Genomic DNA, 14,610 nt, shown 5'->3' on the forward strand with positions numbered 1-14,610 from the left:
GATGACGACGGGCGAGGTCGATACGGGATGAAAACCTGACGAAAGGGAAAGGTGTCAGCCAGCGGGATGAAGATGGCGGAGGGATAGCCCTCCGCCGTATCGTTTACTGCTGGGTTTTCTGCATGGCTTCCTGAATGACCTTGGCCATGTCGAAGGTGGTGCTCCCCTGAACCGGCGGATACTTGACCAGGGTGTTGACGTGCTCGCCGACCATCTCGCTGACCGGTGCCAGCATCCAGGACATCTTCTGCACCAGGTGGCCGTTGGCATCGATGGAGTCGTAACTCTCGAACGGATCGGCTCTCAGGTTGTAGAGCTTGGGCTTGGAGAGCGGGGTGAGGTTGTCATAGTAGTTCTCTGCCACCGCGAAGTGGAACTTCCAGGGGCCGACCCGCACCGCCGAGAGCTTGTCCTCGAAGTAGTAGAAGATGGAGTTGCGAGCCGATTCCTTGCTCTTGCCTTCCCAGTAGGCGAGGTTGTTGACGCCATCGATGTACTGTTTCTTCTCGTCCATCATCTTCTTGCTGACGTCAGGAACGCCAGCCGCCGCTGCCAGGGTAGTAAAGAGATCCTGGTGACCCTGGATGCCATTGAGTACGCCGCCCGCCGGGATCTGGGCCGGCCAGCGTGCCATCATGGGCACCCGGACGCCCCCTTCATAGGTGGTCATCTTCTCGCCGCGGAATGGCGTGGTGGCGCCATAAGGCCAGGAGGAGTGTTCCGGACCATTGTCGGTGGTATAGATGACGATGGTGTTCTCTTTCAGACCCCGCTTTTCCAGTTCGTCGAGCAGATAGCCGATGTCGCTGTCGTGCTGCATCATGCCGCTACCATGGTAGTCGTATTCACTGGTGTACTGCTCGGCAGCATAGCGCCACTTGTCGTTGAGACGGGTATAGAGGTGCATGCGGCTGGTATTGACCCAGGTAAAGAAGGGCTTGTCTTCCTTGAGCGAGTTGTCGATGAACTTGAGGGCGGCCGGGATCATCTCGGCGCGGTCGAAGTCCTTCATCCGCTCCTGGCCCAGCGGGCCGGTATCGGTACATTTCTGTTTGCCGACTTCGCCGAAACGCGGGTCGACCGTCTTATCTTCGGTCTCGGTTGAGTAACAGTGTAGGACGCCGCGGGTACCGAACTTCTTGCTGTACGCCTCCACCGAGCCAGAGTACTTCTTGGCAAAATTCTGGTAATCCCGTTGCTCGTGTTCTTCTTGTGTATTGAGGTGATAGAGGTTGCCGAAGAATTCGTCGAAGCCATGGACGGTCGGCAGGGCAAAGTTGTGATCCCCCAAGTGGTTTTTGCCAAACTGGCCGGTCTTGTAGCCAACGGCTTTGAGCACTTCGGCGAGGGAAGGAGACTCTTTTTTCAGACCCAGGGCACCACCAGGCATGGCCACCGTCGTCATGCCGGAGCGAATGGGGTACTGGCCGGTCAGGAAGGCGGCGCGGCCCGCCGTCGAACTCGGCTGCGCGTAGTGATCGGTGAACTTGATGCCTTCGTTGGCGATCCGGTCGATATTGGGGGTGGTGTAACCCATGGTGCCCATGCCATAGGCGCTGACGTTCTGCCAGCCGACGTCATCACCAAAGATGACCAGAATATTCGGTTTATCCGTTTTTGCCATGACACCGGCGGAGAGGATCATGCTCACTGCCGCAGATATTTTTCCTAATCTCATGTTGTCGCTCCATCTAGGTTCAAAAGAAACCTCATCATCAGCCGAACGGCCTGTACATCCATTACACAGCAGCACATTGAGTCCAGTACACCAAGATACTGTACCCATGTGAACAATGACACGCCACGCCCCAGCTTATTACGCAGACACTGACTAATAACCAGAGTGTCAGTTGCAGAATATGAAGATTGTGATGGGGCTCTCATGAGGAATATTCAAGCATGACTTCTGTTCCGGTCATGGTATGAACGTCTGATGCGGCCAAAGGGGAGGGGGCCTCTCTTTATGCCGGCTCAACAACAGGTCAATCTGGTCATATTGATAGGCTGGCGCCAGTGCCATGAATAAAAACGCAGACTCTGGCCCGCCGCGATTCGATTCGCCAGGGCCGTGAACGTCGTTGTTGGCCTTGAAGCCTGAGCATATGGGGGGCCTGGCTGGCAGTCGCAGGAACGTTATTGTGTGACAGCATAATGAGGAGTGATGGATGGACAATACCGAACGATTTTCAGCCCGCGTCGAAGCCTATGTGAAATATCGCCCAAGCTACCCGTCAGCCATGCTGGATTTTCTGACCGATGAGCTGGCCATGGGGCCAGAGACCCTGGTTGCCGACATCGGGGCGGGTACCGGCATACTGACGGCGCTGCTGGCCCCCAGGGTGCGTCAGGTTCTGGCCGTCGAACCCAATCCGGATATGCGTGCGGCGGCGCAGCAGCTGCTGGCCGGCGTTGCCAATGTCGTCTGTCATGACGGTCGGGCCGAGGCAACCGGCCTGCCGGATGGGTGTGTGGATCTTGTCACGGTCGCCCAGGCGTTCCACTGGTTCAATCGCCCGGCCTTCAAGGCCGAGTGTCGCCGCCTGCTAAAGCCTGGTGGCAAAGTGGCGCTTATCTGGAACGACAGGCTGACGGACACCGAATTTCTCAAGGCCTACGAGGGCGGGCTGCGCACCTATTCCGGCGACTATGAGGAGGTCAATCATCGCAACCTGGGGGAGGATGACTTTGCCGCCTTCTTCAAGGGGGGCTATCGGCTCAGCCGGTTCGACAACTGCCAGTATTTCGATCTGGACGGGGTGCTGGGTCGGCTCAACTCCTCTTCCTATGCCCCCGCTATCGGTACGTCGGCTTATGAGCAGTTGACGGCCCTGATCCGCCGCGAGTTTGCGCGCTGGGAGCAAGATGGCCGGATTGCCTTCAATTACAGCACCCTGGTCTACAGCGGCCGGGTCTGATGCTATGGATTGGCAGGGCGTTTGCCAGGGTGCCATTACCAGGGGGTCATTAATGGCAGAGCCCTCACCGTGGCCGGAGAGGGCTCTGTTGCCATCTGTTGCCCCGGAGAGTGGGCACGCGTCAGTGTTTCTCTATCTCCAAGAGGGCCATGGCGTTGGCCAGCGCATCGACGGATTCCTGGTGCTTGCCCGCCTGGTGCAGGGACTCCCCTTCGGCGCGCAGTTTTTTCACCTGTGCCAATTGCTCGGCACTGAGGTCGGGGGCTCTGGCCAGGGCATCGTCAATCTTCTTCATGTCGGCAGGGCAGTGAAAGGCGAGCGCGCCGCCGGCAAAGAGCAGGGTGAACACAAACAGGAGTGATTTCATCTTGATTACCTCACTGGGGGATATCTGCAAGGATAGACGTCGCAGGGCGCAACGAAGGCCCGTGTTCGGGATAGATGACACAGGAGCGCCGTCACAGGCGACCCGGAGCCATGCGAGGGAACGACAGAGTAAAGCAACTGCCCTCTCCCGGGGCCGAACGTGCCGTCAGGCTGCCTCCCAGTACCGAGGTGGCAATCCGGCGGCAGATGGATAACCCCAGCCCCGAGCCACCCTTGCCCAAGGTGGTGGTAAAGAAGGGATCGAAGATGTGGGCCAGTACGTTGGGGGCCATGCCCTGACCGTTGTCCAGCACCTCCAGACAGATGATCTCCTTGTCCTGATAGGCGCTGATCACTATTCGCCCATCCTGTCTGGCCCCTATGCCATGCACAGCGGCGTTGTGAACGAGGTTGAGCAGGACCTGGCTCAGGGGGCCCGGGTAGGTGTCACAGAGAAGTCCCTCACCGACGGTATTTTGCATGATCACACGGTCATAGCCCTGTCCGGCCTTGAGGTTGGCCAGGTTGTCGTCGATGAGGCGCTTGAGTTCGAAGCTGCGCCGGCTCTCCGAAGTCTGATCGATGGCCACTTGTTTGAAGCTCTTGACCAGCTTGGCTGATTGGGTGATGGCCTGCAGCGCCAGCTCGCTCATCTCCTGGGTGGCTTTGATGAACTCTTCCAGGGTGGAGCGACGGATCGTCTGTGCCCCCAACTGGGCGGCCAGTTGTCGCGTTCTCTCCTGCAGGGCCGTGATGGCGATCAGGGCATTGCCGATGGGGGTGTTCAGCTCGTGAGAGATACCGGCCACCATGGCCCCCAGTGCCGCCAGGGTTTCGGTGTGGATCAGCTCTTCCTGGGTCTTTTTCAGGCTGTCGAGTGTCTGGGTCAGCTGCGCCTTGTGCTGCTCGAGATCTTCCTGCGTCTCATGAAGACGAATATTGTCGTAGAGGGTATGCATGCTCTGCTGCACCGAGTCACGAAATTGCCAGAGCAACTGTCGATAGAGACCACCGTAGTCGTTCTCCTCCCGGCTCAGCACACAGATGGTGCCGAAAATCCGGCCATCGGGCCAGCAGAGCGGCAGGCCGCAGTAGGAGATCATGCCGAGTTTGATGTCAGGGTTGTGATCCCACTCGGGATCCTTGAGGGCATTGGGAACGAGGAGCTCCTGGCGGGTATCCATGACCCGTTCGCAATAGAGCCCGGAGTCGAGGTGCTCGCGAGCGCCGGCAGGGTAGCAGTTGTCCGGCGTCTGGCTGGTGATGAAGACTTCGATCTCGTTGGGATGTACCCGCATGATGAGCCCGGCCGGCACCTGAAACAGCTCGGCCATCAGATTGATGGTTTTTTGCCAGGAGAGACGCAGGGAGTCCGGGATCTCGAACTCGGGGGCGATCGGGTACTTGGCGATGCTCGCAGACATGAAGGCGTTCCTGTTTGCTGGGACTATGGTGAGTGGACTCTATTTCCCATTCTAGTTGTCCGGTTCAGGCCGTGCGCGCCATGGTTTGGCGAATGCCGCAGGGTTGAAGCGAACCGGAAGCAAACGGTACCATGATCCTTTCGCCGAATTATTCGCCACCCTTGTTCATCTTACTGGAGTGCCCATGACCCTCAGACGATTGTTGTCCCCCCTGACCAGTCTGGTGATCTTCATCCTGGGGCACGGCATGTTCAACACCCTGTTGACGGTGCGCCTGTCGGCCGAGGATGTCTCGGCCCAGGCCATCGGCCTGGTGTCGGCCGCCTATTTCGGTGGCCTGGTGCTGGGGGCTTTCGTCAACGCCCGCCTCATCATCCGGGTGGGGCATATCCGGGCCTATGCGGCCTATGCCTCCCTGCTCTGCTTTCTGTTCCTGTTGCACGGCATGGTGGTCGAACCCATCAGCTGGGCGGCGATGCGTCTGGTAGGGGGATTTGCTACCGGCGGCCTGTTCGTGGTGCTGGAGTCCTGGATGCTGGTCTCGAGTACCCCCGCCAACCGGGGGCGGTTGATGTCCCTCTACATGATCCTGCTCTACGGATCCCTTGCCATGGGGCAATTGTTGCTCAAATGGATCGATCCTATGGTGCTCACCCCCTTTGCCCTGTGCGCCATGGCCGCCACCCTGTCGGTGGTGCCGCTCGCCATCTCGCGGGTGGCCATGCCCGCCATGGTGGCGCCGCAGCCGGTCGGGGTGCGCGAGCTGGTGCGCCTCACCCCGGCGGGGATGGGCAGCAGTTTTACCTCAGGCCTTATTTTGGGGGCTATCTATGGCTTGCTGCCCCTCTATTTTGCCGATACCGGGGCCTCCCTCTCCCGGGTGGCGGACATGATGGCGCTGGTGATCCTGGGGGGCATGTGCCTGCAGTACCCCATTGGCCGCATGTCAGACCGCTTCGACCGGCGACTGGTGATCCTGCTGCTGTGCAGCGTACTGACCCTGCTTGCCCTTTTGATGGTGGCGCTGCCCGCCGGCTGGCGTGAGCCGATCGCGGGGGCTCTGGTGTTCCTGCTTGGCGGCATGGCGTTTTCCATCTATCCCCTGAGCCTGAGCCACGCCTGCGACGAATTGCATCCGGATCAGGTGCTGGGGGCCAACCAGGGGTTGCTGCTCGCCTACAGCATGGGGGCCATGATAGGTCCGCTGCTGGCGCCGCTCTTGATGCGCCCCTTCGGGCCAGAGGGGTTGTTCCTCTACTTTGCCCTGTGCGGGGCGCTGCTCGCCACCTACCTTGGCTGGCGCAAGCGGCAGCGGGCGCCCATTCCGCTGGACGAACATCAGGTGTTTATCCCTGTGCCGCCCAATACCCCCATGACCGCCGAGCTGGAGCCGAGAACCGATCTGGCGGGGGAGGCGGTGCCTACCTCCTATGCCACTCCTGATGCTCCCCTTGACACGGCTCCCGAGAACACACCCGACCTGACTTCCGGCAACACAGGGGGGGCCAGAGAGGGGGCCTAGCCACTTCCTCGTTTGGCCATTTGCCATGGTCAACGACTCTTCCCAGACAATAAAAAACGCCGATCATCCGATCGGCGTTTTTCTTGTTTTGTATTGCTTGGGGTTAGCCGAGCTCGGCAACGGCCTTGCTCTGGGCCTGGCTCTTGCGCTTGATGGCAAACCCCACCCCCAGCACCACCAGCCACACGGGGATCAGCTCGACCGAGATGCGGGTGCCCTCGTTCAAATACATGATCACCAGGATGGCGGCCATGAAGGCGAGGCAGAGGTAGTTGCCAAACGGGCTCCACAGAGCCTTGAACTTGGTGGTGACCCCTTCGGCGGCCTTGACCTTGCGGAACTTGAGGTGCGCCAGGCTGATCATGGCCCAGTTGATGACCAGGGCGGAGACCACCAGAGACATCAGCAGGCCGAAGGCCTTGCCCGGGATCAGGTAGTTGATCAGCACGCACAACAGGGTGGCGGCGGCCGAGATGGAGATGGCGGTCAGGGGAACCCCGCTCTTGTTGGTCTTGAGCAGCGCCTTGGGACCGTTACCCTGCTTGGCCAGGCCAAACAGCATGCGGCTGTTGCAGTAGACACAGCTGTTGTAGACGGAGAGCGCGGCGGTCAGCACCACCAGGTTCAGCACGTTGGCCACCAGGTTGCTGTCCAGGGCGTGGAAGATCATCACGAACGGGCTGCCGCCTTCCACCACCTTGCCCCAGGGATAGAGGGAGAGCAGTACGGCCAGGGCACCGATGTAGAAGATGAGGATGCGGTAGATCACCTGGTTGGTGGCTCTGGGGATGCTCTTCTCCGGGTTGTCGGCTTCTGCCGCCGTGATGCCGACCAGCTCCAGGCCGCCGAAGGAGAACATGATGAAGGCCATGGCCATCACCAGCCCGCCCACGCCGTTGGGGAAGAAGCCGCCCTGGGCCCAGAGGTTGCTGACCGTGGCCTCGGGACCGCCGCTGCCGGAGAGCAGCATCCAGCCGCCAAACCCGATCATGCCGAGAATGGCGACCACCTTGATGATGGCAAACCAGAATTCCATCTCGCCGAACGCCTTGACGTTGGAGAGGTTGATGGCATTGATCAGCACGAAGAAGAAGGCGGCCGACATCCAGGTCGGGATCTCGGGCCACCAGTACTGGACATAGATACCCACTGCGGTCAGCTCGGCCATGCTCACCAGCACGTAGAGCACCCAGTAGTTCCAGCCGGAGGCAAAGCCGGCGAAGTCACCCCAGTACTTGTAGGCGAAGTGGCTGAATGAACCGGCAACCGGCTCTTCCACCACCATCTCGCCAAGCTGGCGCATGATGAGAAAAGCAATGAAGCCGCCGATGGCATAGCCCAGCAGCACCGAAGGGCCCGCCATCTTGATGGTGTCGGCGATGCCGAGAAACAGGCCGGTGCCGATGGCGCCGCCCAATGCAATCAACTGAATGTGGCGGTTTTTAAGGCCGCGTTTCAGCTCTTCGCCGTCTTGTTTCAAATCCATGGTCTGTCCTTATCTCTCTGTTATCTCTGTCGGTGTTGGGCTCATCCTGAGCAGGCCGCGATGCGTAGCCAAAACCTGACGAAAGCTGTATTTATTTCGTTACGCCATGCGTTTTGTGATTTTTCATGCTGGCTGGCAACGCAAGCAGAATAGTGATAATCCGCCATAAATGCACCTGTTTTCCATGTTGAACGGTGGTGTTTTGCACGATAGCCAGCTTTTTCATGAGTTGATCAAGCTTTCGGTTGGTGATTGTGTGAAAAATAAGCAATCGAATTGAATTTTGTTGACATGATTTTTTGGTGGTGATTTTCATTGCTTTTACTGAGAAAGGGATGCAAATGATGCACAAGCTGGCCGAAGAGGCGGATAAAGGGGGCCTGGTACAACAGGGGGTGGCCAAGGGGGTACTGCTGGTGCTCTGGTTGGCCATGGCGGCCTGCCCACTGCTCCTGACGATGGCGATCGCCATCCTGGCTGGTTGGGGCTGGCTGGGAGATGAAGGGTTGCTGCAGCACTGGCCACGGCTTCTGCTGGCAGGGGCACTGATCGGGGGAGTGGCCGGTTGCTGGCTGGCCGAGCGGGTACGCCAAAATGACGGCTTGCTGGCCTGCTATGCTCGCCTGATGAATAACCCTGAGCTCAATCGCCACCACTAAACGGCGCGTTTGATCAGATGGGAAAAAGGAGGGGCAAACGCCTTGATGCGCTTGCCCCTCGTTGTATCTGTCACCTCAATGGTCACTGTGATGGCTAGCCATGCCTTGGTTGGCAAGGGCAGACCCCGGATTTTGTCATTATCCTCAGCGATAGCTGTCAAGCTGGCTTAACAGAGGTGGCGGCGCAGGCCGGTTGCCTCCAGGATCTTGGCGCTGATCTCCTCCACCGAGTGGGAACTGGTATCGAGAAAGCGGATCGCCTCCCGGCGAAACAGTCGCTCCACGCTCGCCAGCTCCTGCTCGCACTGTTCCAGCGAAGAGTAACGGCTGTTGGCGCGGCGCTGGTTGCGGATCTCATGCAGCCGCTGGGGAGCGATGGTGAGGCCGAACAGCTTGTGGCGATTGGCCTTGAGGGCGGTGGGCAGATCCAGGGAGCCCATGTCCTGTTCGATGAAGGGGTAGTTGGCGGCGCGGATGCCAAACTGCAGCGCGAGATAGAGGCTGGTGGGGGTTTTGCCGCAACGTGACACCCCGATCAGGATGATGTCCGCCTCGTCGTACTCCCGGGTGGTGATGCCGTCATCGTTGGCCAGGGCGAAGTTCACTGCCTCGATGCGATCGTCATAGAGCTTGCGGTTCTCCATGCCGTGGGTGCGATGGAGCCTGGGCTCGGCCTTGACCCCCAGCTCCTGCTCCAGCGGGCTCACGAAGGTGTTGAGGAAATCGTGGCCGCAAGCCTCCGCCTTGAGCACCTCTTCCCGTACTTGCGGGTCGACGATGGTGTGGAACAGGATGGGGCGCACTCCGGTCTGGCGGAACTGTTCGTCGATGCGGGCCCGCACCTGCCTCGCCTTTTCCAGAGTCTCCACGAAGGGGATGGTGATCTGCTCAAACGCCAGCGGAAACTGGCTTAGCACGGCGTGGCCGAACACTTCGGCGGTGATGGCGGTGCCGTCGGAAACATAGAATACGGTGTGCACGGGGGCTCCTGTGGTGGGGATTGGCATGGTGGCGAGAAGGAAGTATCTCTCGAAACTATATCAATTTTGTCAACCGGTCTGCTGTGCCCAAGTTGTGAAGTGGCTTGCAAACCTGAGTCGTTACCTTTTTGTGTTGGCATTGTAGAATGTCTGTGTCATTCGGCCATCCCCAAATCTTGCGTGGGGATTTTTTTGACAATAAGTAGAAAACGTTTTCTTGGTCGTTGGCAACAGCACAAACAGACAATAACGCACAAAACTCACGTATATAAATCAGGGGACAGGGAGCTCTGACTCCCGAGCCCACCAACCTGGAGACATGCAAGTGCAACAGTACGTACTCTGGTACGAGCAACTCGGAATGCAAGATGTAGAACGAGTTGGCGGCAAGAACGCATCCCTTGGCGAGATGATCAGCAACCTCTCTGGCGCCGGTGTATCCGTGCCGGGGGGCTTTGCCACCACCGCCTATGCGTTTAACGAGTTTCTGGAGTCAAGCGGCCTCAACGACAAGATCCACGATCTGCTCGACGCCCTGGATGTGGATGACATCGCCGCTCTCAATCGGGCCGGCCAGCAGATCCGCGACTGGGTGATCGACGCCCCGTTCCAGCCCGATCTGGAGCAGGCGATCCGGGTTGCCTACGAGAAGTTGAGTGCAGGTGTCGAGGCCTCCTTTGCGGTGCGATCGTCCGCCACCGCCGAGGACATGCCGGATGCCTCCTTTGCCGGCCAGCAGGAGACCTTCCTCAACGTACGCGGCATCGACGCCGTCATGACGGCCGTCAAGCATGTGTTTGCGTCACTGTTCAACGATCGCGCCATCTCCTACCGGGTGCATCAGGGCTATGACCACAAGGGCGTGGCGCTCTCGGCCGGGGTGCAGCGCATGGTGCGCTCGGATCTCGCCGCCTCCGGCGTCATGTTCACCCTGGATACCGAATCCGGCTTCAACGACGTGGTCTTCATCACCGGGGCTCACGGCCTTGGCGAGATGGTGGTGCAGGGCGCCGTCAACCCTGACGAGTTCTATGTGCACAAGCCGACCTTAAAGAGCGGCCGTCCCGCCGTAGTGCGCAAGACCCTCGGCTCCAAGCTTATCAAGATGACTTACTCTGACGATGCCGGTCACGGCCGCCAGGTGAAGATCGTCGATACCGTGGATACAGAGCGCAGCCGCTTCTGCATCACCGATGAAGAGGTGATGGATCTGGCCAGGCAGGCTCTCATCATCGAGCAGCACTACGGCCGCCCGATGGATATCGAGTGGGCCAAGGATGGTCAGGATGGCAAGCTCTACATCGTCCAGGCGCGCCCGGAAACCGTGCGCAGCCGCCAGGAGGCCAACACCCTGGAGCGTTTTGCTCTCAAACAATCCGGCAAGGTGCTGATCGAAGGGCGTGCCATCGGCCACAAGATCGGGGCGGGTCCGGCGCGGGTCATTTCTTCCATCAGCCAGATGGACGAGGTGCAGCCCGGCGACGTGCTGGTCACCGACATGACGGATCCGGACTGGGAGCCCATCATGAAGCGGGCCTCCGCCATCGTCACCAACCGGGGCGGGCGCACCTGTCACGCCGCCATCATCGCCCGCGAGCTGGGCATTCCGGCTGTGGTGGGTTGTGGCAACGCCACCGATCACATCAAGGATGGCCAGCTCATCACCGTCTCCTGTGCGGAGGGGGATACCGGCTTCATCTACGACGGCGAACTCGACTTTGACGTGGCGGTGACCGAGGTAGGCAATATGCCGCGCCTGCCCATCAAGATCATGATGAACGTGGGCAACCCGGACAGAGCCTTCGACTTCGCCCAGCTGCCAAACGCCGGTGTGGGGCTGGCCCGCCTCGAGTTCATCATCAACCGCATGATCGGCGTGCACCCCAAGGCGCTGCTGGAGTTTGATCAGCAAAGCCCCGAGCTTCAGGCCACCATAGCCAAGATGATCGCCGGCTACGAGAGCCCGCGCGAGTTCTACGTCGCCAAGCTGACCGAAGGCATCGCCACCCTGGGCGCCGCTTTCTGGCCGGAGCGGGTGATAGTGCGGATGTCGGACTTCAAGTCCAACGAGTACGCCAACCTGGTGGGCGGTCGTGACTACGAGCCTCATGAAGAGAACCCCATGATCGGTTTTCGTGGGGCGTCCCGTTACATCGCCGACAGTTTCCGCCCCTGCTTCGCCCTCGAGTGCGAGGCGATCAAGCGGGTGCGCGACGTCATGGGGCTGACCAACGTCGAGGTGATGATCCCCTTTGTGCGCACCGTGGGTGAGGCGGAGCAGGTGATCGACATCCTGGCTGAAAATGGCCTGCGCCGCGGCGAGCGGGGGCTCAAGGTGATCATGATGTGCGAGATCCCGAGCAATGCCCTGCTGGCCGACAAGTTCCTCGAGCACGTCGATGGCTTCTCCATCGGCTCCAACGACATGACCCAACTCACACTTGGACTGGACAGGGACTCGGGCCTGATTGCCCACCTGTTCGACGAGCGCAACGAAGCGGTCAAGGCGTTGCTGGCCATGGCCATCCAGGCTGCCCGCAAGGCCGGCAAGTATGTGGGGATCTGCGGCCAGGGGCCGTCTGATCACGCCGACTTCGCCGCCTGGCTGGTGGAGCAGGGGATCGATTCGGTGTCGCTCAACCCGGATACCGTGGTCGATACCTGGCTCTATCTGGCCGAGCAGCACGGCGGCAAGTAAGCCTGCAAGCGTGCAGCAATGACAAGGGGGCCTGATGGCCCCCTTGGTTTTTACGGGCGGCAGCCTGGCTGCCGACGTGCTTATTTGGGCTGTTGCTCTGTTCCGGACAGCTCAATCTGCACCTTCACCCCTTCCTCTTTGAGCCGGGTGGCGATGGCGTTGAGATCTGTACTCGGCTTGGCCTCCAGCAGGGCAATGCCGCCGCTGCTCTGCTTGAATTGCAGGCCGTGGCGGCTTGCGATCGCCTTGGCCTGACTGTCATCGGCTTCCACCAGCAGGGTGCCGCTGACGGTCAGCTCCGGGCTGGCAACGCCCTGCAGCAAGGCATCGCCCCGGCGCAGGGTTTGCTGCGGCACCTTGCCGTCCAGACTGCGGGTGACCCGCTTCTTGCTGCCATCATCAGGGGTCAGGTAGGTCTGACCATTGACCTCTATGGTGCGATATTGCTTGCCGTCTATGGTCACTGATTCCTCGGCACTGGCATAGGTGGTGGCCGTTGCCAGCAGGCTGGCGAGGGCAAGGGTGATCATGGTCTGTTTCATGGATGATTCCTCTGTAATCAGGCGCGGGGCGCGTCATGGCCCAGTACGCGCAGTGACCAGTCGATGAGCTTGCCCGGCTGGCTGTTGTTGCGTTCGGTCAGGGTGCTGCGGGTGTTGGTTCGGCGATCAAGCAGTGAAACCTGACGAGTGCCGTTGGCGATGTCGGTCACCTCCAGTCGCCACTCACCCTGAGCCGGTTCGCCATAGAACTTGTGGGAGAGCAGGCGCATGTCACGCAATCCCCTGGTGCGAACATAACCCAGTTGCTGCCGGTCGAGGGACTGACCCACCAGGCTGTTGTAGGGGTTGAGCAGCACGCTGCGGGTGCCGGACGGAGAGACCAGCTCGATCAGCAGATCAGGCAGGCGCTGGTGATCCAGGTTGACCATGACCTGTACCGCTTCCACCGTCAACGCCTGCTCGATCTGGATGGCCGAGCGGGTCGGGGCAGCCCCGACGTCAGGAATGGCTGCTGCCCTGCTGTCGCTCGGGGAGACCTTCTGCCAAGGCAGTTGCACCAGCGGCGGCAGCGGGTTGTGGCTGGCGGCGTGCGCCAGAGCCTTGTTGACATCGATCAGACCAAAACCGTAAGTCGGGCTGAACCACATGCCGGCGGCGTTGCGCTCCCACCCTTCCAGTGCGGTGACCGTGCGGGCGCTGCCTGCGCGGCTGGTGTAGCTCACCTGTACCGCCGGATGGGCGGCATCGACCCGGGTGGCGCTGCGGGCCAGCAGATCCCGCAGGTCCCGCACCGACAGATCCGGATAAGCAGACATCAGCAGCGCCACCGAACCCGAGGTGTTGGGGGTCGCCGAGGAGGTACCGTTCATCACGCCGTTGTAGTCGCAGCGCGCATCCAGTTGCAAGTTGCCGTGCAGCCGGTTGGCGCTGGGAGCATCATTGCGGTTGTAACCCATGTCGCACCCGGGGAGATCCGTGGTGACCATGGCTGGCGTATCGGTGCCATATTCTCCCCCGGGGGCACTCAGGAAGACGTTGCTGCCGACGCTGGAGTAGGAGGATCGCTTGCCATCGGCATTGAGGGCGCTGACCACCAGGTTCCAGAAGTTGCTGTTGGCGGGATCGATATTGCTGTTCTCGAAGGGCAGGAGAGGGCCATTGCCGGTGCGGGAGAGGGCATAGTTGCCGGCGCCGATGCGCTTGAAGCCGTTGCCCGCCGCCTTGATGTAGGCCGCGCCTTCCGCCTTGAGGGTTTGCTGCTCGAACAGGCGATCGAGCTGGGCCTGATCCAGATCGGTGGCCCCTTGTGGGTCGACCAGGCTCATGCCGTAGCTCTGGTTGAAGACCCGGTTGTCACGGCTGGCCTGGCTGTCGCCAAGGGCATAGAGCCAGTCCTTCTGCAACTGCCGGCTGTCGTTGTCGAGCAGGTTGAACCCCTGCAACTGGGCCTGGGGTGCGACGCCTTTGGTGCCGACGGCGTTGTCTGCCGCAGCGATGAGACCGGCTACCGAGGTGCCGTGGGCGCTGTCGGGATCCGTCGGGGTGGGATCGCTGCCGCCGGTGACCACGTTTTTGGAGCCCGGTCGCATGTTGTCAGCCAGATCAGGGTGGGCAATGGCCAGGCCGTCATCCACTACGGCCACATTGATCCCCTGTCCCAGCACTCCGGTGCGGTGTGCCCACCAGAGGTTGAGGTCGTTGCCAGCCACGCCGCCGCGGGCGCTGAAGGCATCCTGGCCGCTGTTGAGCAGGTGCCACTGCTGGTCCTGCAGGGGATTGCTGCCCGGCAGGCAACGCATTGCGCTGTTGCGGGCGGTATTCACGCCACTCTCCTTGCCGGTGAGTGGGGCACAGTTTTCATTTGCCTGAACGAGTGCAACTGGCAGGGTCGACAGCAGTGCTGTGATCGCCAGTGCTAACGATGTTTGCTTCATTATTTTTAACTCCATCTAGGATCGCACCTTCCTGGGTGCGAATGGAATCTATACACGGGATGAAGCGAGTCAAAAGACTCTCTTTCAGGAACTCTGACGAGCTTCAAAGAAATCCGGTCTGGT

12 protein-coding genes are annotated in these 14,610 nt (G+C 60.4%); 4 read left to right on the plus strand and 8 right to left on the minus strand.

Annotated features, from left to right (window positions below):
- Positions 1-103: 103 nt before the first annotated feature.
- Positions 104-1,645, minus strand: a complete 1,542-nt coding sequence (locus ACB028_RS07415) for an arylsulfatase (RefSeq protein WP_371144005.1) — start codon at positions 1,643-1,645, stop codon at positions 104-106.
- A gap of 520 nt (positions 1,646-2,165) precedes the next feature.
- Here ACB028_RS07415 and ACB028_RS07420 point away from each other — a divergent pair.
- On the plus strand, positions 2,166-2,915 hold the full coding sequence (locus ACB028_RS07420; protein ID WP_371143886.1) for a class I SAM-dependent methyltransferase: 750 nt from the start codon (positions 2,166-2,168) through the stop codon (positions 2,913-2,915).
- A 121-nt stretch (positions 2,916-3,036) separates the two neighbouring features.
- Here the strand turns inward: ACB028_RS07420 and ACB028_RS07425 are convergent, their stop codons facing one another.
- Positions 3,037-3,282, minus strand: coding sequence for a hypothetical protein (locus ACB028_RS07425; RefSeq protein WP_371143887.1), 246 nt, complete (start codon positions 3,280-3,282; stop codon positions 3,037-3,039).
- Between the two features lie 91 nt (positions 3,283-3,373).
- The gene (locus tag ACB028_RS07430; RefSeq protein WP_371143888.1) at positions 3,374-4,705 is read right to left on the minus strand and encodes an ATP-binding protein; all 1,332 of its coding nucleotides are present in this window, start codon (positions 4,703-4,705) and stop codon (positions 3,374-3,376) included.
- A gap of 184 nt (positions 4,706-4,889) precedes the next feature.
- Here ACB028_RS07430 and ACB028_RS07435 point away from each other — a divergent pair, with 184 nt between their 5' ends.
- On the plus strand, positions 4,890-6,227 hold the full coding sequence (locus tag ACB028_RS07435; RefSeq protein ID WP_223378083.1) for an MFS transporter: 1,338 nt from the start codon (positions 4,890-4,892) through the stop codon (positions 6,225-6,227).
- Between the two features lie 103 nt (positions 6,228-6,330).
- On the opposite strand, the gene ACB028_RS07440 is transcribed toward ACB028_RS07435, so the two are convergent.
- Together ACB028_RS07440 and ACB028_RS07445 are read right to left on the minus strand one after the other, a co-directional pair.
- Positions 6,331-7,713, minus strand: a complete 1,383-nt coding sequence (locus ACB028_RS07440) for an amino acid permease (RefSeq protein ID WP_026456096.1) — start codon at positions 7,711-7,713, stop codon at positions 6,331-6,333.
- A gap of 91 nt (positions 7,714-7,804) precedes the next feature.
- Positions 7,805-8,029 (minus strand): hypothetical protein, encoded by a 225-nt coding sequence (locus ACB028_RS07445; protein ID WP_371143889.1) that lies wholly within the window; start codon positions 8,027-8,029, stop codon positions 7,805-7,807.
- A gap of 25 nt (positions 8,030-8,054) precedes the next feature.
- On the opposite strand from ACB028_RS07445, the gene ACB028_RS07450 reads away from it, so the two are divergent.
- Complete coding sequence (locus ACB028_RS07450; RefSeq protein WP_371143890.1) at positions 8,055-8,372, plus strand: hypothetical protein; 318 nt, start codon at positions 8,055-8,057, stop codon at positions 8,370-8,372.
- Between the two features lie 167 nt (positions 8,373-8,539).
- Here ACB028_RS07450 and ACB028_RS07455 read toward each other — a convergent pair whose 3' ends face one another.
- Positions 8,540-9,352, minus strand: a complete 813-nt coding sequence (locus ACB028_RS07455; RefSeq protein ID WP_026456094.1) for a pyruvate, water dikinase regulatory protein — start codon at positions 9,350-9,352, stop codon at positions 8,540-8,542.
- A gap of 319 nt (positions 9,353-9,671) precedes the next feature.
- On the opposite strand from ACB028_RS07455, the gene ppsA reads away from it, so the two are divergent.
- Complete coding sequence (gene ppsA / locus ACB028_RS07460; protein ID WP_042024930.1) at positions 9,672-12,050, plus strand: phosphoenolpyruvate synthase; 2,379 nt, start codon at positions 9,672-9,674, stop codon at positions 12,048-12,050.
- A gap of 80 nt (positions 12,051-12,130) precedes the next feature.
- Here ppsA and ACB028_RS07465 read toward each other — a convergent pair whose 3' ends face one another.
- Together ACB028_RS07465 and ACB028_RS07470 are read right to left on the minus strand one after the other, a co-directional pair.
- Positions 12,131-12,592 carry a hypothetical protein gene (locus ACB028_RS07465; protein ID WP_201941140.1) on the minus strand — a complete coding sequence of 154 codons (462 nt, stop codon included), beginning with the start codon at positions 12,590-12,592 and terminating at the stop codon, positions 12,131-12,133.
- A 17-nt stretch (positions 12,593-12,609) separates the two neighbouring features.
- Positions 12,610-14,487: a S8 family serine peptidase gene (locus ACB028_RS07470; protein WP_371143891.1), complete on the minus strand. Its 1,878-nt coding sequence runs from the start codon at positions 14,485-14,487 to the stop codon at positions 12,610-12,612.
- Positions 14,488-14,610: the final 123 nt, after the last annotated feature.

Origin of the sequence: Aeromonas sp. S9(2024) (assembly GCF_041403185.1) — a bacterium.
Taxonomy (GTDB): Bacteria; Pseudomonadota; Gammaproteobacteria; order Enterobacterales; family Aeromonadaceae; genus Aeromonas; species Aeromonas enteropelogenes.

Excerpts from the sequence above, each read along its gene's own strand:
- ACB028_RS07415 (WP_371144005.1), bottom strand. The coding sequence starts at position 1,645 with ATGATCCTCTCCGCCGGTGTCATGGCAAAAACGGATAAACCGAATATT.
- ACB028_RS07420 (WP_371143886.1), top strand. The coding sequence starts at position 2,166 with ATGGACAATACCGAACGATTTTCAGCCCGCGTCGAAGCCTATGTGAAA.
- ACB028_RS07425 (WP_371143887.1), bottom strand. The coding sequence starts at position 3,282 with ATGAAATCACTCCTGTTTGTGTTCACCCTGCTCTTTGCCGGCGGCGCG.
- ACB028_RS07430 (WP_371143888.1), bottom strand. The coding sequence starts at position 4,705 with ATGTCTGCGAGCATCGCCAAGTACCCGATCGCCCCCGAGTTCGAGATC.
- ACB028_RS07435 (WP_223378083.1), top strand. The coding sequence starts at position 4,890 with ATGACCCTCAGACGATTGTTGTCCCCCCTGACCAGTCTGGTGATCTTC.
- ACB028_RS07440 (WP_026456096.1), bottom strand. The coding sequence starts at position 7,713 with ATGGATTTGAAACAAGACGGCGAAGAGCTGAAACGCGGCCTTAAAAAC.
- ACB028_RS07445 (WP_371143889.1), bottom strand. The coding sequence starts at position 8,029 with ATGAAAATCACCACCAAAAAATCATGTCAACAAAATTCAATTCGATTG.
- ACB028_RS07450 (WP_371143890.1), top strand. The coding sequence starts at position 8,055 with ATGATGCACAAGCTGGCCGAAGAGGCGGATAAAGGGGGCCTGGTACAA.
- ppsA (WP_042024930.1), top strand. The coding sequence starts at position 9,672 with ATGCAAGTGCAACAGTACGTACTCTGGTACGAGCAACTCGGAATGCAA.
- ACB028_RS07465 (WP_201941140.1), bottom strand. The coding sequence starts at position 12,592 with ATGAAACAGACCATGATCACCCTTGCCCTCGCCAGCCTGCTGGCAACG.
- ACB028_RS07470 (WP_371143891.1), bottom strand. The coding sequence starts at position 14,487 with ATGAAGCAAACATCGTTAGCACTGGCGATCACAGCACTGCTGTCGACC.